At 35.2% G+C, this 20,231-nt stretch carries 13 protein-coding genes, 1 tRNA gene and 1 pseudogene; 9 read left to right on the forward strand and 6 right to left on the reverse strand.

The features are described 5' to 3' along the window. From QWY91_RS09560 to QWY91_RS09575, 4 genes are read right to left on the reverse strand one after another with little or no spacing between them, the layout of a single operon-like run. Positions 1 to 1,224 (reverse strand): glycoside hydrolase family 27 protein, encoded by a 1,224-nt coding sequence (locus QWY91_RS09560; protein ID WP_290234239.1) that lies wholly within the window; start codon positions 1,222 to 1,224, stop codon positions 1 to 3. A 56-nt stretch (positions 1,225 to 1,280) separates the two neighbouring features. Further along, the gene (locus QWY91_RS09565) at positions 1,281 to 2,312 is read right to left on the reverse strand and encodes an IPT/TIG domain-containing protein (protein ID WP_290234242.1); all 1,032 of its coding nucleotides are present in this window, start codon (positions 2,310 to 2,312) and stop codon (positions 1,281 to 1,283) included. A 25-nt stretch (positions 2,313 to 2,337) separates the two neighbouring features. Then, the gene (locus QWY91_RS09570) at positions 2,338 to 3,867 is read right to left on the reverse strand and encodes a RagB/SusD family nutrient uptake outer membrane protein (RefSeq protein ID WP_290234245.1); all 1,530 of its coding nucleotides are present in this window, start codon (positions 3,865 to 3,867) and stop codon (positions 2,338 to 2,340) included. Positions 3,868 to 3,878: 11 nt separating this feature from the next. Continuing rightward, positions 3,879 to 6,980, reverse strand: a complete 3,102-nt coding sequence (locus tag QWY91_RS09575; RefSeq protein ID WP_290234247.1) for a SusC/RagA family TonB-linked outer membrane protein — start codon at positions 6,978 to 6,980, stop codon at positions 3,879 to 3,881. 429 nt (positions 6,981 to 7,409) lie between these two features. On the opposite strand from QWY91_RS09575, the gene QWY91_RS09580 reads away from it, so the two are divergent. Next, positions 7,410 to 10,571, forward strand: coding sequence for an Eco57I restriction-modification methylase domain-containing protein (locus QWY91_RS09580; RefSeq protein WP_290234250.1), 3,162 nt, complete (start codon positions 7,410 to 7,412; stop codon positions 10,569 to 10,571). Positions 10,572 to 10,879: 308 nt separating this feature from the next. Continuing rightward, positions 10,880 to 11,449 (forward strand): hypothetical protein, encoded by a 570-nt coding sequence (locus QWY91_RS09585; RefSeq protein ID WP_290234253.1) that lies wholly within the window; start codon positions 10,880 to 10,882, stop codon positions 11,447 to 11,449. Positions 11,450 to 11,517: 68 nt separating this feature from the next. On the opposite strand, the gene QWY91_RS09590 is transcribed toward QWY91_RS09585, so the two are convergent. Beyond that, positions 11,518 to 11,602: transfer RNA gene (locus QWY91_RS09590), tRNA-Ser, on the reverse strand. 197 nt (positions 11,603 to 11,799) lie between these two features. Here QWY91_RS09590 and QWY91_RS09595 point away from each other — a divergent pair. Next, positions 11,800 to 12,507: an SGNH/GDSL hydrolase family protein gene (locus tag QWY91_RS09595; RefSeq protein ID WP_290234255.1), complete on the forward strand. Its 708-nt coding sequence runs from the start codon at positions 11,800 to 11,802 to the stop codon at positions 12,505 to 12,507. A 97-nt stretch (positions 12,508 to 12,604) separates the two neighbouring features. Further along, positions 12,605 to 13,609: a M28 family metallopeptidase gene (locus tag QWY91_RS09600; RefSeq protein ID WP_290234257.1), complete on the forward strand. Its 1,005-nt coding sequence runs from the start codon at positions 12,605 to 12,607 to the stop codon at positions 13,607 to 13,609. Between the two features lie 303 nt (positions 13,610 to 13,912). On the opposite strand, the gene QWY91_RS09605 is transcribed toward QWY91_RS09600, so the two are convergent. Next, positions 13,913 to 14,557, reverse strand: a complete 645-nt coding sequence (locus tag QWY91_RS09605) for a protein-L-isoaspartate(D-aspartate) O-methyltransferase (RefSeq protein ID WP_290234259.1) — start codon at positions 14,555 to 14,557, stop codon at positions 13,913 to 13,915. Between the two features lie 239 nt (positions 14,558 to 14,796). On the opposite strand from QWY91_RS09605, the gene QWY91_RS09610 reads away from it, so the two are divergent. The 5 genes and pseudogenes from QWY91_RS09610 (at position 14,797) to QWY91_RS09630 (ending at position 20,231) form a co-directional block, all read left to right on the forward strand. Next, positions 14,797 to 15,756 carry a Gfo/Idh/MocA family protein gene (locus tag QWY91_RS09610; protein ID WP_290234262.1) on the forward strand — a complete coding sequence of 320 codons (960 nt, stop codon included), beginning with the start codon at positions 14,797 to 14,799 and terminating at the stop codon, positions 15,754 to 15,756. A 21-nt stretch (positions 15,757 to 15,777) separates the two neighbouring features. Beyond that, positions 15,778 to 16,664: pseudogene (locus QWY91_RS09615) on the forward strand (3-hydroxybutyryl-CoA dehydrogenase). Positions 16,665 to 16,869: 205 nt separating this feature from the next. Further along, the gene (locus tag QWY91_RS09620; RefSeq protein WP_290234263.1) at positions 16,870 to 18,105 is read left to right on the forward strand and encodes a DUF1015 domain-containing protein; all 1,236 of its coding nucleotides are present in this window, start codon (positions 16,870 to 16,872) and stop codon (positions 18,103 to 18,105) included. Positions 18,106 to 18,188: 83 nt separating this feature from the next. Further along, a complete protein-coding gene (locus QWY91_RS09625; protein WP_290234265.1) occupies positions 18,189 to 18,848 on the forward strand; it encodes a YggS family pyridoxal phosphate-dependent enzyme in 660 nt (219 codons plus the stop codon). 18 nt (positions 18,849 to 18,866) lie between these two features. Further along, positions 18,867 to 20,231: an exonuclease domain-containing protein gene (locus QWY91_RS09630; protein WP_290234267.1), complete on the forward strand. Its 1,365-nt coding sequence runs from the start codon at positions 18,867 to 18,869 to the stop codon at positions 20,229 to 20,231.

Genomic DNA, 20,231 nt, shown 5'->3' on the forward strand with positions numbered 1-20,231 from the left:
TTACGAATTTGGAGTTAAAGTAACCATCAAAACATCGTGTACACCAATTAATGCTTTTAAATTCTTACTGGTATTTCCCATATTTTTATGCTGAAACAGATCTCTAATCTCATAATCTTTATCTAAAGGCTTGAAGTACTGCTGACTTAAATCGTCTGCCAATTGATGTTTCTTCCAGTCGAAATCTATGCTAACCGCTTCATCGTTACGATTAATAAAAACAAGCGCCCAAGCATCATTTTCTAAAGGTTTCGCCCAAATCTCTATATTATTTTCATTATTAAATCGAAAAGCAGGTACTGCTAAAGGATCTTTATTTACACCTATTACTTCTTTATTAGTAAGTGTTTTAAGGGTTTCCTTAGTTGCCTTTCTAAGATCATTCCCCATTATTAAAGGTGAATTAAGCATGCTCCACATTGCAAAATGGCTACGATCCTCGGCATCTGTCATTCCATTACCAACTTCCATCATGTCATAATCATTCCAATGTCCTGGCCCTGCTACTTCTCTTGTTTTCTCCTTACTTCTTAATTCTATTACTTTCCAGATCCCGAAAGATGCCCAGGATCCATGGCCTACTTCGCAGTCCCAACAATTAATAATATCGCCGGTAACTCGCCACATATGTCCTACATCTTCTGCCCATTCCCAGGGATCGTTATCTCCCCATTCACATATACTAAATACAACTGGACGGCCTGCTTCATAAAGAGCATCTCTCATCGTTATGTAAGATTCCTTTGCATTTAATTTTCCGGTATCGCACCAATCGTATTTTAAGAAATCTACTCCCCAAGAGGCATATAATTTAGCATCTTGATATTGATGCCCTCTACTACCGGGATATCCTGCACATGTTTTTCCTCCGGCACAATTGTAGAGTCCAAATTTTAAGCCTTTAGCATGCACATAGTCTGCCACAGCTTTCATCCCATTCGGGAATTTTTCAGGATCGGGAACAAGATTTCCTTCTTCATCTCTTTCTCTGGACATCCACCCGTCATCAAGAACTATATATTCATAACCTGCATCCTTAAGCCCTAATTCTACAAATTTATCTGCAATATCTTTTACTAACTGCTCATTGATATTAGTTTCAAAAGTATTCCAGCTGTTCCACCCCATAGGGGGTGTCTCAGCAAGATTATCAAATTTTTGAGCCTGAATATTAGGTCCAGTAAAACATAAACATATTATAGCTAATATTAGTTTATTAATCATCTTGATTATCAAATTCTAAAATTTATTAATTGTTTTTAAAAGTCGCTGATAAACTCTTACAGTAAACCAAAATCATCGATATAATAAACATTACCTGTACCATTAAATTCTTGCAGAATAACGCTATCTAAAGACTCCAGCCCTGCAAGGCTTAAATCGGCTACCGGTATGGATACAGTTTGCCACTCTCCACCTGTAACAGAAACAAGATAACCATTATCAAAATCTCCATTAGACACCACCATAATGTTACCGTCATTCTCCGGATAAATTTCGAATTGTAATGTATTATAGTCGGCTGCTAAAACAGGAGCTCCACCATTCCCAATCTGAAAACCAGACCATGCATTAATTTCAACTTTTAAAGAAACTTCTCCTGTAAGTACATTCTCGGTATTAGCAAAATCGTTGGTAACACCCCAGCCACCAATCCACCAATCTGGATTTAACTGTTCATCATATAATTTAAATAACAAGCCTCCGAATAACTTCTCAGATTCTGTAGTTCCACCAGCTGTAGTAATTATAATTGGCGATGGCGCAGAAACTGCTGGAGCTTCAACCACAATTTCGGTATCAGTATTGGATATAATCGTCGCTTGATTTTCACCAAAATAAACGCTTTCTAAATTTACAAAAACAGTTCCTACAATAGTTACCTGCGTTCCTACATCTCCTGTTTTAGGACTAAAAGATGTAATCCCCGGTGCCGGCTGCAAAATATCAAACTCATATTCTAATTCAGCTGTACTGGTCACAAGTCTCAACATTTCTGAAGGCTGATCGTACGGCGTGTTTGCATCTATCGTTACAAAAATAACCTCATCGGTTACTAAGGTTGGATTATAATAAGTATCATAATCATTGAAATATATCTTTTGCAAAGAACTAAATCCACTTCCTCTAAGAATATACATATTTTGACGCATCCCACCCATCACGACAGAATCGTTTGCAGCAAGACTTATACTTTCTATTTCTGGCGCTGTAACTAAATCGTCATTATCGTCACAGGATGTAAACAGTATGCTTAGTGATAAACAAATCACCATAACACCATATTTGATACTATTGTTTATATTTTTCATTTTGATTCGTTTTAAAATTATTGCATTAATCCTCAAAATCATATGGTACTGCTTCTTCTAACAGTAATGGGTTTGACGCCGATTCGTTTGCTGGTATCGGATAAATTAAATCTTCTGCTGTAGCCGTGTAAAATTGATCAAAGTTTTGATCTCCTCTATTTTGAGAACTTAAATATTCCACTGCATCGTTGGTAGATAATAATCGCTTAATATCGAACCAATATTCTCCTTCGAAAGCAAATTCTCTTCTACGTTCTTCCAATAATGTTTCGTTAGTAATACTAGGCAATTCCACTAATCCAGCTCTTTCTCTTATTCTATTAAAATACATGAGTGCCGTAGCATCTGAAGTAGTTCCTGTTCCTCCCATAGTAGCTTCCGCATAAAGCATAAGCAAATCTGCATATCGCATGATGTACGTATTATTAGCCGTCATTCCCCAGTTATCATAAGGATCGTCTCCGCCTACCACATACTTTTTTATTGCAGAACCAGATGATGCTGCATCAATATCTTCTGGAACGGTAAACTGTTCTCCCGAAGAAGTATAAAGGTTGTCGTAAGTATAGCCGGGAATCATAATATTTTCTACCTCTCGTTGATCACCGCCAGGGTAAATATCCAGGATATCCTGCGACGGTCCAAAAACATTCCAATCCCCTATATTACCAAGGCCATAACCACCGGCAGAATTAGCAATATTACTTTGGTTACCAGATCCATAATCTGTCGAAATCGTCCATTGTATAGCGAAAATCGATTCTTCGTTATTATTATTTTCAGTTAAAAATAAGTCGGCATAATTATCTAAAAGCTGAAATTCTCCAGAGTTAATTACCTCAGCTGATAAATTTTTAGCTTCAGCAAATTTCTCCTGAGATAAATACACTTTTGCAAGTACTGCCTTCGCAGAACCAACTGAAACTCTCTTATTACTGGCATAATCTGCACCTCTAATTTTTTCAGGCAGCAAATCTATCGCCATAGTTAAATCACTTTCTATAAATCGGTAAATATCTTGTTCTGGATTCTTAGGAACTTGTGGGCTATAGATATAATCATACGTATTTTCTATTATCGGAACTTCTTCCCAAAATCTAACAAGATAGAAATAAGCCACTGCTCTTAGAAAATAGGCTTCACCTTTTACAATATCTATGGTTTCCTGATCTACATCGCCACCAACCCGATCGTCTAAATTATTGATAAGTTCGTTAGATTGTGCGACTACAGAATATAAACTACCCCACGTGTTTTCTAACATGGGATTAGACGATGTTACCGTGAACTGAGTAAAGGATAAATGCGTATAGTTAAACATATTCCCTGAAATTGTTTCTGTCATTGGCCAGAAAGAGGTACTAAACATGTTCCACCACGGCTTATAATATAAAGGTGCAATTCGAGAATTTACCTGATCGTTAGTATAATAAAAATCATTATCTGAATAATTATCTTCTGGTGGTCGCTCTAAAAAGTCGCTACAAGAAGAGATACTAGCTAATAAAACCAAGCCTAAAGCAAGTCTACGGAAGTTATATAAAAATTGTATCATGTTTTATTAAATTAGAATTCAAGATTTAGTCCCATGGTATAAGTTACCGGTGAAGGATATCGACCATTATCGATTCCCATTAGTAATGAATTTTGATTTATCGATCCAACCTCTGGATCATATCCACTGTAATCTGTAAGCGTATATAGGTTTTGGGCACCTACATAAATTCTTAATCTAGATAAGTTGACTTGAGAGATCGCATCTGTAGGTAAATTGTACCCTAGCGTTACATTTTGTAATCTTAGATAAGAACCATCTTCTACAAAACGTGAAGACAATCGGTTGTTATCATGATCTGCTAACTGAGGCCGTGGTAAACTAGCATCAGTATTTTCTTGTGTCCAAAAATCACCTGCTTCTGCTAGCTGATTAATGTAAAGATTTGCATTAAAAGTTCCGTACTTTCTGGTTAAGTTAAGTAGATCATTTCCGTAAGAACCTTGTAAAAATACAGACAGTGTGATTCCCTTGTATTCAAAATTATTAGTAAAGCCAAAAGTAAAGTCTGGATGCGGATTTCCTATAAATGTAAAATCATCCTCAGATATGTTACCATCATTGTTAATATCCACATATCTAACATCGCCAACTTCGGGGGTTTCACCAAAGTACATTCCTACATTCCCAAGTTCTTCTGCTGTGATTAATCCATCAGCTTCTAGGCCATAGAACTGACCAATTGGCTTTCCTATTACTGAATTGGTTACCGTTAAATCATTGTAATTTAAATCTGCAATTTCCTGAATCAAATTAAGACTCTCGTTTATCTGGGTCAATTCATTATTATATTGAGATACGATTAAAGAAGTATTCCAAGAGAAATCATTATCGCCAGCTGTGTTATACTTTAAAGAAAAATCCCACCCAATATTTTCCATCTCACCAACATTAACCGTAGGATTGTTAACACCACCTTCGTAACCTTGATCACCTGTTAAATAAGCCGGTAACGGAATGGTATATAAAAAGTCCTTTGAAGCTTTATTATAACGCTCTACCGTTAGCTGAAGTCTATTCGAAAAAAATGCCATATCCAAACCAAAGTTGGTTTGCTTCATAGACTCCCACTTTAAATCTGGGTTACCTAGATTAGCCACTAAAAATCCAACTCCGTCTAAAGAATTAAAAGAAGATAGTGCACTACCGTAAGTATAATTCCCGATATTTTGATTACCAGTTTCGCCATAACCTGCACGGAATCTTAGATCACTTAAAAATTCTAGATCATCCATAAAAGATTCTGAAGATATTCTCCAGGATCCGGAAACTCCTGGGAAGTATCCCCATCTATTTCCTTCAGCAAATTTTGAAGAACCATCAGCTCTATAGGTCGCACTAATACTATACTTATTATTGAAATCGTACATTACACGACCAAAGAATGAAAGTAAAGCAGCACTCCCTTTATAATCTGTAGAAGTAGTGACATCTGCAACATTTAATGCTCTAATTTGATCGCTTACAAAGCCATTCCCTTGAGAAACAACTCCCGACCATACATTTTCTGAAGATTCGTGTCCTAATAACACATTCAGGTTGTGTTTCCCGAAACTCTTATTATAGGTTAATAAATTCTTCAAGTTCCAGCTATACCAATTTTGTCTTCTTACATTAAGAACAGCCTCTTCAGTATTTAAAAATTCTGCTTTAGGTGTATACTTGTCGAATTCACTAAATTCTGTATTTGCACCAAACTCTAATCGATACTTTAAACCGTCGATAATATCAGCTTCTAAATAGGTATTCCCTAAAAAGCTTTTACGGATAAGATCGGTATCAATCGACAATGCCATTCCTAAAGGATTGTTGAAAAAGATATTTAAGTCGTTATTTTCCTGAACCTGGAATTCTCCATCACCAGTATACGCCGCTAAATCTGGAGCAGACAGTACAGAGTAATTTATAATACCATTACTACTCGAGTTAAACACCAAATTTTCATCAGTTACAGATGTAGATAAATTAGCTCCTACTCGCAACCAATCTCTCACATTACCATCTAAATTTGTTCTAAACGTATAGCGCTTTAAACTAGAGCCTTCGATAGTACCTTCTTGATCGTAGTAACCACCTGAAAGGTAATACGTAAAATCTTTCTTTCTTCCCGAAAATGATAACTGATGATTTTTTGTAGCGGCTGTTTTAAATAACTTTTCCTGCCAATCGGTCCCCTCTCCTAGTAAGTCTGGATTTTGAAATTCTATTCTCGTTTCTAGTCCATAAATATCTGCTAATGCATTTTGCTGCGTAGCATATTGTCTAAGATTCATCACATCCAAAAGTTTAGATTGTGATCTAAATGCGATATAAGAATCATAAGTAATTTTCCCTATCTCACTTTTACCAGATTTTGTAGTAATTAAAACAACACCATTAGCCCCGCGAGAACCATAAATCGCAGTAGCCGAGGCATCCTTTAGAACAGTTACACTCTCGATATCACTAGGATTGATCGATGCCAATGGGTTTACTGTAGTTTCCCCATCACCAGCAAAATTTCCTCCTGCTATTGGTCTTCCACTAGTCGCAGTATTACGCGCATCTCCCGAAACCGGTATACCATCTATAATATACAACGGCTCATTACTTCCGGTTAAAGATGTTGCTCCTCTAATTTTTACTGAAACCGCCGCTCCCGGTTTCCCTGAATCATTAGTTACGGTAACTCCGGCCGCCTGGCCTTGTAACATTTGATCTACGGTTGCCTGAGGTTGGTCTCTAATATTTTCCATATCGACTACCGACACCGCGCTATTAATCTGTTCCTTTCTTTGAGATCCATAACCTATAAGCACTACTTCTCCCAAGCCTTCAATATTTTCCTCTAATATTAAATCGATATTAGATTTACCTGAAACGCTAAATTCCTTAGAGTTATAGCCCACATAGCTAAATAAAATGGTAGCTCCTTCACTAACATCAATACTATAATTACCGTCAAAATTGGTAATTACACCATTATTGGTTCCTTTCTCTATTACCGATACACCGGGTAGCGGAATATTATCCGAATCTCTTACCGTACCTTCTATGGTCTTTTGCTGACCAAAAACAGTTAAAGTAGCCAATAGTAAAAAAGGAATCCACAAGCCTTTCTTTAATTCTTTCATTTGATCTAATTTAAATTTGTAAGTATTTAAATTACTACAACCTTTTCGTAGAAAAATTTAAGTATTCTTCAAAAAATGGTATGTAGAATATAGAATTCAAATTTATAAGTATAGTGGTTAGTATATTAATATTATTTTGTCAATTTGTTATCAAAATCATACGATGATTGATAATTCCGAAATGGGTTACTTTATCTTCTTTGCTAAAACATTTTTCCATCTTGAATATCATCTCTTTACAAATTTTCAAAATTATTGAATATCATAGGGTGAAGCGGTGTTACATGTAGTAAGTAGAAAAAATCTACACAGATGATTAAGTGCTGATGAAACAGAAGACTACTATTTCCTTTAAATTTTATAATTAAAACAGATGCTAAAAAATACTTTTAGTTATTTTTAAATTTTAAAGATATTTTTAATTAGCTAATGGCATTATTTCAGACTTCCGTATTAAAAAAACATCTAAAAGCTCAAGATAATTTAGTAATTAGCAAAGCTTACAAAACCTTTAGTCGCTATTTTTTAGATTCTAAAATTCAGGAAAATATTAAAAGCTCTAAAGAAGAAGAATATCAGGGTATTTTTTTAACGGAGCTCTTTGTAAACATTCTAGGTTATACCATGAAGCCCAATACCAATTACAATTTGGTAGCCGAATATAAAAACCAAACCAACTCGCGCAAGGCTGATGGTGCTATTTTAAAAGATGAAGTAGCCTTAGGCGTTATCGAGCTAAAAGGAACCAACACCAAACACTTAGAAGGGATTCGGCAGCAAGCCTTTGATTATAAAGCCAACCAAAAGGGCTGTGTATATGTAATTACATCCAATTTCGAGAAACTTCGGTTTTATATTAACGATGCCACCGAGTTTTTAGAGTTCAATTTATTTCAATTAACGCAAGATCAGTTTGCACTGCTATATTTATGCCTTCAGCAGGATAATTTAATAAGCGGGTTACCCTTAAAAATTAAAGAAGCTTCTTTAGTTGAAGAAGAACAAATTACCAAAGGTTTTTATAAAGATTATTCTATTTTTAAACGCGAATTATACCGCGATTTAGTAAGGAATAATGCAAAGAAGTTGAAAAATTTGCGACATTCTGAATTGGTTTCGGAAACGCAGCAAAGCGATAATGAAGCTTTACAAACGGAATTTGATCGGTTAGAAAAAAATGTAAAACTCACATTATTTAAAAAATCGCAGAAATTAATCGATCGGTTTTTGTTTATCTTTTTTGCAGAAGATCGCGGATTGTTACCACCCAACGCCATTTTACAAATTATAGAGGATTGGCACCAATTAAAAGATCTCGATGTTAACCAACCACTATACGAGCGTTTTAAACTCTATTTTAAGTATTTAGACACCGGCCGAAAAGGCACCGATAAAAAAGCTGAAATTTTTGCCTATAATGGCGGACTTTTTAAACCGGATGCGCTACTAAATTTACTAGAAATTAACGATGAATTACTAGCAAAACACACCGCAAAATTATCGAAATACGATTTTGAAAGCCAAGTAGATGTAAACATTCTCGGGCATATTTTTGAAAATTCGCTCAACGAAATTGAAAGCGTAAATGCGGAAATTGAAGGCGATAATTTTGACAAACAAAAGAGTAAACGTAAAAAAGATGGGGTGTTTTACACGCCTAAATATATTACCAAATATATTGTAGAAAATACGGTAGGCAAGCTTTGCGAAGAAAAGAAAACCGAACTCGAATTTCGGGAAGAAGAGTATTTTGAAGTTAAAAAAGGAACCCACATTGCCACCAAAAAGAAATTACTCGCCACGCTAGATACGTATCGAGATTGGTTATTACAGCTAACTATTTGTGATCCTGCTTGTGGATCGGGAGCATTTTTAAACCAGGCGTTAGAGTTTCTCATTGCAGAACACACCTATATCGACGAGCTAAAAGCGAAAGTATTGGGCGGTGCTATTGTGTTTAGCGATATTGAAAATACCATTTTAGAGAACAATATTTATGGCGTAGATATTAACGAAGAAAGTGTAGAAATTGCCAAACTTTCCCTTTGGCTACGTACCGCACAACCCCGTAGAAAATTAAACGATTTAAGCAATAGTATAAAATGCGGAAACTCGCTAATAGACGCTAAAAGTGTTGCCGGCGATAAAGCTTTTAAATGGGAAACCGAATTTCCGGAAGTTTTTGCTAAGGGTGGTTTTGATGTGGTGATTGGGAATCCGCCTTATGGGGCTGAATTCAATGAAACAAATAAAAAATTTATCCAAAAAAGCTATATAAGCTATCAATATAAATTTGAAAGTTATTTATATTTTTATGAAAAAGGAATCACTATTTTAAAAAATTCTGGTTTACTCTCCTTTATAACTCCTGAATTATTTTTGAGATTAGATAAATCCTTAAATATCCGAAAATATTTATTAAACCATTCAATTCCTTTAGAATTCAAATTTTGTGGTGAAAAAGTGTTTGAAGATGTAAACGTAAATAGCGTAATTGCTACATTTAGAAAAGAAGATTCCACTAAAAATAAATACTTTAAAATAATACCACTTAATCAACCCAAATGGTATTATGAAATATCTAGATGGAAGTCAGAACCGCTATTAATAATTGATTACCAAGTAAGTCCCTTAACTATAAAAATAACTGAAAAAATTTTCAATAAATCTAAAAAACTGGGGAGTTATGGAGAAGCTATTCAAGGATTAACACCTTATGATAGTTATAAAGGACAATCCAAGGAAATCATAAAATCTAGAGCTTTTCATCATCCCAATAAAATAGATGATTCTTGCGGTATTTGGTTAGATGGAAAAAATATCGGAAGATACTATTATGTTACAGGAACAGAATGGCTTCAATACGGTGATTGGTTAGCTTCGCCAAGAGAACCGAGATTCTTTGAAGGTGCTCGATTACTATTTAGAGAGGTTCCTGGATCAGGAAGACGTATTCAATGCACTTATTTAGAAGATAGATTTTATTATGGGCATAGCATTACTCCATTTAAATTGGATGAAAAACTTGACAAAAATATTTTATATAAGTTGTTAGCTATTGTTAACTCAAAAATGATCAGTTGGTTTGCTTCTGTAAAAGTTTCAAACTTTGCAAAAAAAACATTCCCAAAGCTAAATCCTAAAGATATAAAGAGTTTGCCTATAAGTGAAGAGATTAATCTTTCTAAAAGCAATAATCTTCAGATTGCTGCAATTGAAATTATAGAAAAAAATAAGAAAATCAAGGTGGTTGTAAATAAATTCCAAAACTACTTATTATCGCAATTTCCGATAGAAAAACTCACTAAAAAACTCCAAAACTGGCATGAGCTAGATTTTGGGGAGTTTATTAAAGAACTCAATAAAGCCATTACTAAGGAAAATCGAGAACGCCGTAAAAACGAGCAAGAAGAAATCCCAAAACTCACCAAAAAAGCGGAGTTTGAGTGGATGGAACTTTTTGAAGACAACAAGAAAAAAGCGGTAGAGTTGCAAACGCAAATCAATCAGCTCGACCACCAAATCGACCAAATGGTGTACGAATTATACGGCCTAACCGATGAAGAAATAAAAATCGTTGAACAATCTTAATCTTTTCTATAAAAGCTTATGATTTTTATTCACGAGCACTTAAAAAATAGAATGACGCGAGCTAAATCGCCATTGTAGAAAATTCGTAGTTAGTTGAAATTACAATCTGGCGATTCACCAGCACCGCTAAACGAAAATAGGAATGGTGAGAGATGAAACGCTATCGCATAGATAGCTTAAATATTAAAACATCGTCACCCTAAACTTGATTAACTTCGTTGAATCTTCGATTTCAGGATCTTATCAAAATTAAAAAAGTAGGATGAGATATTGTGTCAAGCACAGCATGACACAGAAAAGATTAAATCATGATCGATTGGAAGGAGCTAAAAGATTACAGCACAATTTTATTGAAGAACACACTACTTTTAATTGATAAAGTTGAGGTTGAATCTACTAATTTCAGCTTAGAAATAAATTCAACTCAATTAAAGGAGTCAGCTTGCGATATCGGCCAACTGACTAAAAATGCTTTTAGCGAGATTGATTTTGATCCCATTTATTGTATTCAATTAATTGATGATTCTAACGAAGAAGAAATAGAGAAAGCTTTTAAAGCTGCTAAAGAAAATAAATACGAAGATCGCTGTTATTCTAAGTTTAATCAAAGATCTAGCAAAACACTTTATGTAGGAATTAGTCAAGGAAATAGTTTTCTAAAGCGAATGCACGAACATTTAGGAGCGGGAGCGAAATCAACCTACGCTTTAAATTTAAAATATTGGATACCCGCAGATATTCAAATAAAAAATTCAGTATTTAAACCCAGCATTCCCGAGTACGATAAAAAAGAACATTTAAACCTTATGGAACTCCTAGAGCAATCACTATGGGATAAACTAAAACCAATGATGGGAAAACGTAGCGGCCAACTTTAGAAGTAAAACTCTTTTTTTAAATACTCTCATAAATAAAAAAACCGCAGATAAATCTGCGGTTTTTATTGCGGAGAAAGAGGGATTCGAACCCCCGGAGGTGTGACCCTCAACAGTTTTCAAGACTGCCGCATTCGACCACTCTGCCATTTCTCCTGAGTGTCTCATCAGCTATTCGCTGATTGCGGGTTCAAATATAGTAAGCTTTTTCATTTCTACACAAGAAATTTTGAAAAAAAATTCATTCAATATATACAAAACTGATTTTCAGTAAAAAAGGATTGATTTTTTTTAGAGATAGAAAAATGCCTACCTTCTTTTATTTAAATTTACGGGTATAATTTAATTACATCATGAAACTCAAACATTTAATCTATTTAGGCATTTTAACCATCAGTGCCGGGGCTTTTGCTCAGCAACAGCAATACAAAAAACTTATGAGCCAGGATTGGGCAAATTTAAAATGGTATCGTGAAGCCAACCAGCAAGTAAAAATGGAAGGCAAACCGGTTACTGCTGTTTTTATGGGCAACTCGATCACGCATGGTTGGTACGACAAGCACCCAGAGTTTTTTAAAGAAAATAATTATATAGGGCGTGGGATTGGCGGACAAACCACACCACAAATGCTTATAAGATTTACTCCAGATGTGATCGATCTTAAGCCTAAAGTAGTGGTGATTTTAGCGGGTACAAATGATGTTGCGGGAAATACGGGACGTTCTTCAGTAAAGATGATTACCGATAATATTAAAGCCATGGCACAACTAGCCAAAGCCAATAATATAAAAGTGGTTTTAAGTTCTATTTTACCGGTAGATGATTATCCTTGGCGACCAGGATTGGAACCCGTTTCTAAAATCGCTGAAGTAAACAACTGGCTAAAAGACTATGCTAAGGAAAACGGCCATATCTTTCTGGACTATTTCCCTGCCCTAGCGAATGAGCAACAAGGAATGAAAAAAGAATACGCTGCAGATGGCGTGCATCCAACTTCAGCAGGATACGATGTGATGGAACCTATGGTTAAAAAGGCTATCGATAAGGCGCTGAAGGAGTAATTGCTAGCTTACTTCCGAAGAAAAAAACCAGCAGAACTCCTTAATTTCAGATAAACTGCTATATTGTGCATTCTTATATAAAATTCGATAAATTCATATGAAAAAAATTCTAGTATTTGCACTAACTGCAAGTTTAGTAGGCTGTGGCGCTCATCAAAAAGATGTAGACAAAGCCGATCCAATGAAATATGCTGAAACTATTACGTCTTCAGATCTTAAAGAACGCGTGTACACTTTTGCAAGCGACGAGTTTGAAGGTCGTGAAACAGGAGAACCTGGACAGAAAAAAGCTGCCGAATATTTAAAAGAGCAATATAAAAAGTTTGATATTCCTTCTGCTTTAGGAGGTGATGATTATTTTCAGGAAGTTCCAAAAAGTTACTTTAGAGGAGACACCAAAGCTTCTGAAAATGTAGTAGCGTATATCAAAGGAAGTGAAAAGCCAGAAGAAGTTTTAGTAATTTCTTCGCACTACGATCACATAGGGATGGATAATGAAGGAAATGTATTTAACGGTGCCGATGATGATGCCTCTGGAAGTATGGGCGTTGTAGAGATCGCACAGGCATTTTCTGAAGCTGTTAAAGATGGTTACACGCCAAAACGATCTATCGTTTTCCTGAACAATACCGGAGAAGAAAAAGGACTTGTTGGTTCTAAATTTTATACCGATAATCCAATTTTCCCATTAGAGGAAACTGTTGCCAATCTAAATATAGATATGATCGGTCGTATAGATCCAGATCACGAAGGTAACGACAATTACATCTACCTTATTGGTAGTGATAAATTAAGTACAGATCTTCATGAACTTAGTGAAAATGTAAACGCTAATTTTATGAATATGGATTTGGATTACACGTATAACGACGAGAATGATCCAAACCGTTTTTATTATAGAAGTGACCATTACAACTTTGCAAAAAACAATGTGCCAGTAATTTTTTACTTTAATGGAGTACACGCCGATTATCACAAAATTAGCGATACGCCAGATAAAATTAACTACGAAGCATTATCTAAAAGAGCCCAACTTGTGTTCTTAACCGCTTGGGAAATCGCTAACCGCGAAGAACGTTTAGTTGTTGATAAAGCTGAATAATTATTTCTGCGGAAACAATCAAAAAAAGCTTCATGATTTTCATGAGGCTTTTTTAATTTTTAACTGTTGCTGAATAGTATTTTGGATTGTTGGTAGTTTAGTATGTTCTATTTCCAGAAATAAATGATTCTAAATTGTTTCGATTCTCAAAGGACTTGCACAATTAAGATTCATTAAATAATGTCTAATGTCCAATGCGACTGCAAACAATTTAACACCTATTGAAAAATGAGAATTGTTAACTGCTAATTAGTTATTGATAATTGTTAATTGGTTTTTGATTACTGCTACCTGATAATTGAATCAATTTTTATCCTCTAATAGCGGTACAAATCGAAATTCACCAAACTCAGTTTTATCGAATTCTGTTGGAGATTTTCGAACAAATAAAGTCATAATCTGTACATCATCTCCTACCGGGATTACGAGCCTACCTCCTACTTTCAGTTGCCCCAATAAATCCTTCGGCACAAATGGTGCTCCCGCAGTTACAATAATCTTATCAAAAGGAGCGTAAGATGGCAAACCTTTATAGCCATCGCCAAAACTTAAATATTTAGGACGATAGCCGATTTTATTTAAAAACGCCTTTGTTTTTCGATACAGTTCTCGTTGGCGTTCGATACTGTAAACTCTGGCTCCAAGTTCGCACAAAACCGCAGTTTGGTATCCGCTTCCGGTACCGATCTCCAATACATTTTCACCTTCAGTAATTTCTAAAAGTTCACTTTGAAAAGCCACCGTAAAGGGCTGAGAAATAGTTTGATCTGCCGCTATAGGAAAAGCTTTGTCTTGATATGCATGATCTTCGAAACTACTATCCATAAAAAGATGACGCGGAATTTTACCAACCGCGTTTAACACACGATGGTCTGTAATTCCTTTTTTGGTTATTGTATTTACCAATTGTTGTCTCTTCCCTTTATGTCTAAAAGTATCCTTATACAATTCTCAGCAGTTTTTTTGTTTACACCGTTTAAAACGGCTTAATTCAAGTAGTTTTTATTTTGAAAAAGCTTAAGATTTCTAGTCTTATTTTCAACTAAAAAAGCCTCTTCAAAATAATAATTATCGAGCAAAAATAGGGAAACAAATTCTATTGCTCCAAGCAAAACCAAGCATGATATTAAGATAAAAATATAATCTGTTTACAATCAAAATAGTATTTTTGTAAAAAATTAAAGCTTATGCTTAAAGTTGGGGTACTAGGTGCCGGCCACCTGGGTAAAATCCATTTAAAATTACTCAATCAATCTTCAAAATATAATCTTATTGGTTTTTACGACGCCGATAAGGAAAATTCAGAAAAAATTGCTTCAGAATTTGGCTATACAGCTTATGATAATCTGGATCAGCTAATCGCAGATGCAGATGTTATAGACGTGGTTACTCCTACGCTTGCACATTTTGATGTGGCTAAAAAAGTGATTTCAGCAAAAAAACACTTGTTTATAGAAAAGCCTATCACTAATACTTTCGAGGAAGCTGAAGAACTTATTAAATTAGCTTCAGAGAATGGCGTGAAAGGACAGGTAGGCCACGTAGAGCGTTTTAACCCGGCTTTTCGATCGGTTGTAGATCGTATTGAAAATCCAATGTTTATCGAGGCGCATCGTTTGGCTGAATTTAATCCCCGCGGAACAGATGTTCCTGTGGTATTGGATTTAATGATTCATGATATCGATGCGATTTTAAGTGTGGTGAAGTCTGAAGTTAAGAGTATCAACGCAAGCGGCGTTTCAGTAATTAGTGATACTCCAGATATTGCCAATGCAAGAATTGAATTCGAAAATGGCTGTGTTGCTAATTTAACAGCTAGCCGAATTTCGATGAAAAATATGCGTAAATCCAGATTTTTTCAACGAGATGCCTATATCTCGGTCGATTTCTTAGAGAAGAAATGTGAAGTTGTAAAAATGAAGGATGCGCCAACCACGCCAGATGATTTTGCGATGATTTTGCAAAACGCTGAAGGAGTTAAAAAACAAATTTATTTTGATAATCCATCGGTTTCCCCAAACAATGCTATTCTAGATGAATTGGAAACTTTTGCCGATGCTATTAATAACGATACTACCCCGATCGTGACTTTAGAACAAGGTGCAAAAGCACTGAAAATCGCCAATGCGGTGATTGCTAATTTTTAAACCACAAAACCGGAATACAGTATGAAAACTATTGCAGTAATTGGTGCGGGAACAATGGGAAATGGAATCGCACATACATTTGCCCAATATGGATTTAGCGTAAATCTTATTGATGTTTCTAAAGAAAATCTTCAAAAAGGAGTAGATACGATAACTAAAAATCTAGATCGTATGCTCGCAAAAGAGAAGATTTCTGAAGAAGATAAACAGCAGACGTTAGACAATATTTCAAGCTTTATTGATATTCCTTCAGGAGTAAAAAATGTTGATCTTGTTGTTGAAGCGGCTACCGAAAATGAAGATTTAAAACTGAAAATTTTTAGTCAGTTAAACGATATCTGCGACGAGAACGTCATTTTAGCTTCAAATACTTCATCTATTTCGATTACCAAAATTGCTTCCTTAGTTAAAAATCAGGAGCGTGTTATTGGTATGCATTTTATGAATCCGGTGCCAATCATGAAGTTGGTTGAAATTATTAGAGGCTACAACACTTCTGATAAGGTAACGGAAACCATTATGAAACTTGCTGAAAATCTACATAAAGCACCAGTTGAGGTGAATGATTACCCGGATTTGTTGCAAACCGAATTTTAATGCCGATGATTAATGAAGCGATTGAAACGCTTTACAATGGCGTTGCCGGTGTTTACGAAATTGATACGGTAATGAAATTGGGAATGGCACATCCTATGGGACCTTTGCAATTGGCCGATTTTATTGGTCTTGATGTTTGTCTTTCTATTTTAGAAGTGATGTATAATGGCTTTAAAAATCCAAAATATGCTCCTTGTCCATTACTGGTAAACATGGTACAGGCCGGGAAAATGGGCGTAAAATCTGGTGAAGGCTTTTATGATTATTCGGAAAGTAAAAAAGCTGAAAAAATATCAGCTCAGTTTGTATAAAATTGAAGCTTATTTTTTAAAATATCAGTCTAAATAAGACGGCATCTTAATCCGATAAACATCAGAGTTCTTTTAGAATCTTATCATGACATTTTTTAATTGAGACTCTAGAGTTAAACCAATAACACCTCAGCGATAAATATCTATTATTTCTCGCGATTGTATTTCAGAGAGATAAAAAACATTGAATTAAATTTCAGAAGAATTGGTAAAAATAACTCCATTTAAAGCAGTACGACCACAACGCGCTAAAGCGGGATTGGTGGCTTCCCGACCTTACGGCGAATACAACGAAGCTGAAATGCGTGCTCGTTTGGATTATAATCCATATTCCTTTCTTCATATTCTTAATCCTGGTTATAAATTTCAGCAAACCATAAGCGGAACTCAAAAATTTCAGCTCATAAAAAATCGCTATCTGGAATTTAAAGAGGAAAATACCTTTGTTCAGGACGAAAATCCATGTTTTTACATTTACAAGATGGAAACTCGTGATTTATCCTGCTGCGGAATAATTGCTGCTGCCAGCGCCGAGGATTATAAAAATGGAATCATCAAAAAGCATGAGGAGACCATCGCAAGTCGAGAATCTTTATTTAAAGATTATGTAAAAACAGTAGGTTTTAATACCGAACCGGTATTGCTTACGTATGAAGATCAACCGGAAATTCAGGAAATTCTTGCGAAAATTATGCAACAAAATCCCGAATATGAGTTCGCAACGCGACAACGCGAAATGCATTATCTCTGGAAGGTTGACAGTAAAGCCGAAATTGAGCAAATTCAGCAGTTCTTTTCGAAAATGGAAAGTATTTATATTGCCGACGGACACCATCGCTCGGCTTCCTCATTTCTATTATCTCAAGAATCGGCTAAAAACAACGAACATCATACCGGGAAGGAATCTTACAATCATTTTCTGAGCTATTTTATACCTGAAAATCATTTAAAAATTTACCAATTTCGCCGTTTAATCACCGATCTAAATGACTATTCTAAGGAAGATTTTCTCATTAAACTTGATGAGCATTTCAGAATTGAAAATAGAAAGTTAGATGCATACAAACCGGAGCAAAAGCATCATTTTAAGATGTATCTGGATGGCGAATTCTATTCGTTGTATTTGCGCAAAACCAGCATGCATTTTACAGATACGCTTAGCCAGCTAGACTGCCAGATTTTATATGATCTTGTTCTAAAACCTATTTTGGGAATTAACGATTTACGAAATGATAAACGCATCAGTTATATTCCCGGCAAAAATGATATTCTGGAAATGAAAAACCTTATCGATAACGGCGAATTTGCGATTGGTTTTGGAATGTTACCGGTTTCCATTTCAGAAATTAAAAAAATTGCAGACGAAGGTCTTACCATGCCTCCAAAAAGCACTTATATTGAACCTAAATTGCGAAGCGGACTTACCATTTACGAGTTTTAAGAAGGAATACTTTATTTGATTCTATTAATTATTATCTTGCAGTAGTTATAAAACAACCTAGCAAATTAAAGAACAGAACGAGAATGAGTGTTGCTGAAAATATCAAAAAATATACTGAAGAACTTCCTGATACTGTAGATCTTGTGGCTATTAGCAAAACTAAGCCCAATGAAGATATTATGGAAGCTTACGAAGTAGGACAGCGCATTTTTGGAGAAAACAAAATCCAGGAAATGACTGACAAGTGGGAAGCTTTACCAAAAGATATTGAATGGCATATGGTTGGCCACGTACAGCGAAATAAGGTAAAATACATGGCGCCGTACGTTGGATTAATCCATGCGGTAGATAGTTTAAAGCTTTTAAAAGAAGTGAATAAACAAGCCAAAAAGCACGATCGTATTATTAGATGTTTGCTTCAGATTAAAATTGCTGAAGAAGATTCTAAATTTGGTATTTCTGCAGGTGATGCTGAAGCGATTTTACAATCTAATGAATATAAGGAATTTGAAAATGTTGCCGTGGTTGGATTAATGGGAATGGCAACGAATACTGAAAATGATGATAAAGTTGCTGAAGAGTTTGATTATCTTCATTCGGTATTTAAAGATTTCAGAATAAAATATCCAGCTATCAAGGAGCTTTCCATGGGAATGAGTGGCGATTATAAAGTTGCCGTAAAACACGGAACCACCATGATTAGAATTGGAAGTTCTATATTTGGAGCTCGTAATTACAACTAAAAATAGAAGGGAAATTTTTTGTACGCAATTTTAGACATAGAGACGACAGGCGGAAAGTATAACGAGGAAGGCATCACCGAAATTGCTATCTATAAATTTGATGGGGAAAAAGTAGTAGATCAATTTATAAGTTTGATTAACCCCGAACGTCCTATCCAACCTTTTGTGGTTGGTCTTACGGGAATTAATAACGAGATGCTTCGTAATGCGCCTAAGTTTTACGAAGTGGCTCGGCGAATAATAGAGATCACTGAGGATTGCATTATCGTTGCTCACAATGCAAAATTTGATTACCGAATTCTTAGAACAGAATATAAACGCTTAGGATTCGAATTTCAGCGAAAATCTTTATGTACCGTAGAGCTTTCTAAAAAACTAATCCCAGATATGCCTTCTTACAGTTTAGGAAAACTGGTAAGAGCTTTGGGAATTCCGTTAAGCGATAGACATCGTGCTAATGGTGATGCACAGGCTACCGTTAAGTTGTTTAAAATGCTGTTGGCCAAAGACACCAAAAAAGAAATTTTAAAAGATAACGTTAGGCAAGAACCTAAACGACAATTAGATAGTAAACTGGTTTATATTCTAGATGATTTACCTTCGATAACCGGGATTTATTATCTGCATGACGAAGATGGTGAGATTATTTATATTGGTAAAAGTAAGAATATAAAGAAACGCATTAATCAGCATTTTACGAACGAGCATGCGAAGGCTAGAGAAATGCAGAAGGAAGTAGCATCGGTATCTTACGAATCTACCGGAAACGAACTTATAGCGCTGCTTCGTGAAAATCAGGAAATAAAAAATAATAAACCCAAATATAATCGGGCTCTAAAGAAGAACATTTTCACTCATGGTCTTTATCATTATACCGATAATGATGGCTATATCAATTTAAAAATAAGCAAAGCAAGATCTGCAAAAAATTGTATTACGACCTTCAGCAGTCTACGATCTGCAAGAAATACGCTTACCAATTGGATAGAAGAATATGAGCTTTGCGCAAGACTTTCTGGCGAGCATCCCGGTACGGGAAGTTGCTTCAACTACACCATTAAAACTTGTCACGGTGCTTGCGTAGGCGAAGAAAGCCCAGAGGATTACAATGAGCGAGTGTTACAACTTATCCAGAAGTATTCCTATACAGATCAAAATATGTTGGTTATTGATCGTGGTCGCGAGATCGACGAAAAAAGTGCACTTTTAATTGAAGGCGGAAAATTTAAAGGTGTTGGTTATTATAATCTGAATCATCAAATAAATAAATTAGGCATTATTAAATCTATCATTACACCTATGACGAATGATAGAGATGCTCAACATATCATCCAAAGTTATTTAAGAAGAAATAAAAAGCTTAAAATCATCAATTTTCAGTAA

The organism is Zunongwangia endophytica, from assembly GCF_030409505.1.
GTDB classification, from domain to species: domain Bacteria; phylum Bacteroidota; class Bacteroidia; order Flavobacteriales; family Flavobacteriaceae; genus Zunongwangia; species Zunongwangia endophytica.

What these genes read in the sequence shown, in the direction of transcription:
- QWY91_RS09560 (WP_290234239.1), bottom strand. Translation starts at nt 1,224, where the DNA reads ATGATTAATAAACTAATATTAGCTATAATATGTTTATGTTTTACTGGA.
- QWY91_RS09565 (WP_290234242.1), bottom strand. Translation starts at nt 2,312, where the DNA reads ATGAAAAATATAAACAATAGTATCAAATATGGTGTTATGGTGATTTGT.
- QWY91_RS09570 (WP_290234245.1), bottom strand. Translation starts at nt 3,867, where the DNA reads ATGATACAATTTTTATATAACTTCCGTAGACTTGCTTTAGGCTTGGTT.
- QWY91_RS09575 (WP_290234247.1), bottom strand. Translation starts at nt 6,980, where the DNA reads ATGAAAGAATTAAAGAAAGGCTTGTGGATTCCTTTTTTACTATTGGCT.
- QWY91_RS09580 (WP_290234250.1), top strand. Translation starts at nt 7,410, where the DNA reads ATGGCATTATTTCAGACTTCCGTATTAAAAAAACATCTAAAAGCTCAA.
- QWY91_RS09585 (WP_290234253.1), top strand. Translation starts at nt 10,880, where the DNA reads ATGATCGATTGGAAGGAGCTAAAAGATTACAGCACAATTTTATTGAAG.
- QWY91_RS09595 (WP_290234255.1), top strand. Translation starts at nt 11,800, where the DNA reads ATGAAACTCAAACATTTAATCTATTTAGGCATTTTAACCATCAGTGCC.
- QWY91_RS09600 (WP_290234257.1), top strand. Translation starts at nt 12,605, where the DNA reads ATGAAAAAAATTCTAGTATTTGCACTAACTGCAAGTTTAGTAGGCTGT.
- QWY91_RS09610 (WP_290234262.1), top strand. Translation starts at nt 14,797, where the DNA reads ATGCTTAAAGTTGGGGTACTAGGTGCCGGCCACCTGGGTAAAATCCAT.
- QWY91_RS09625 (WP_290234265.1), top strand. Translation starts at nt 18,189, where the DNA reads ATGAGTGTTGCTGAAAATATCAAAAAATATACTGAAGAACTTCCTGAT.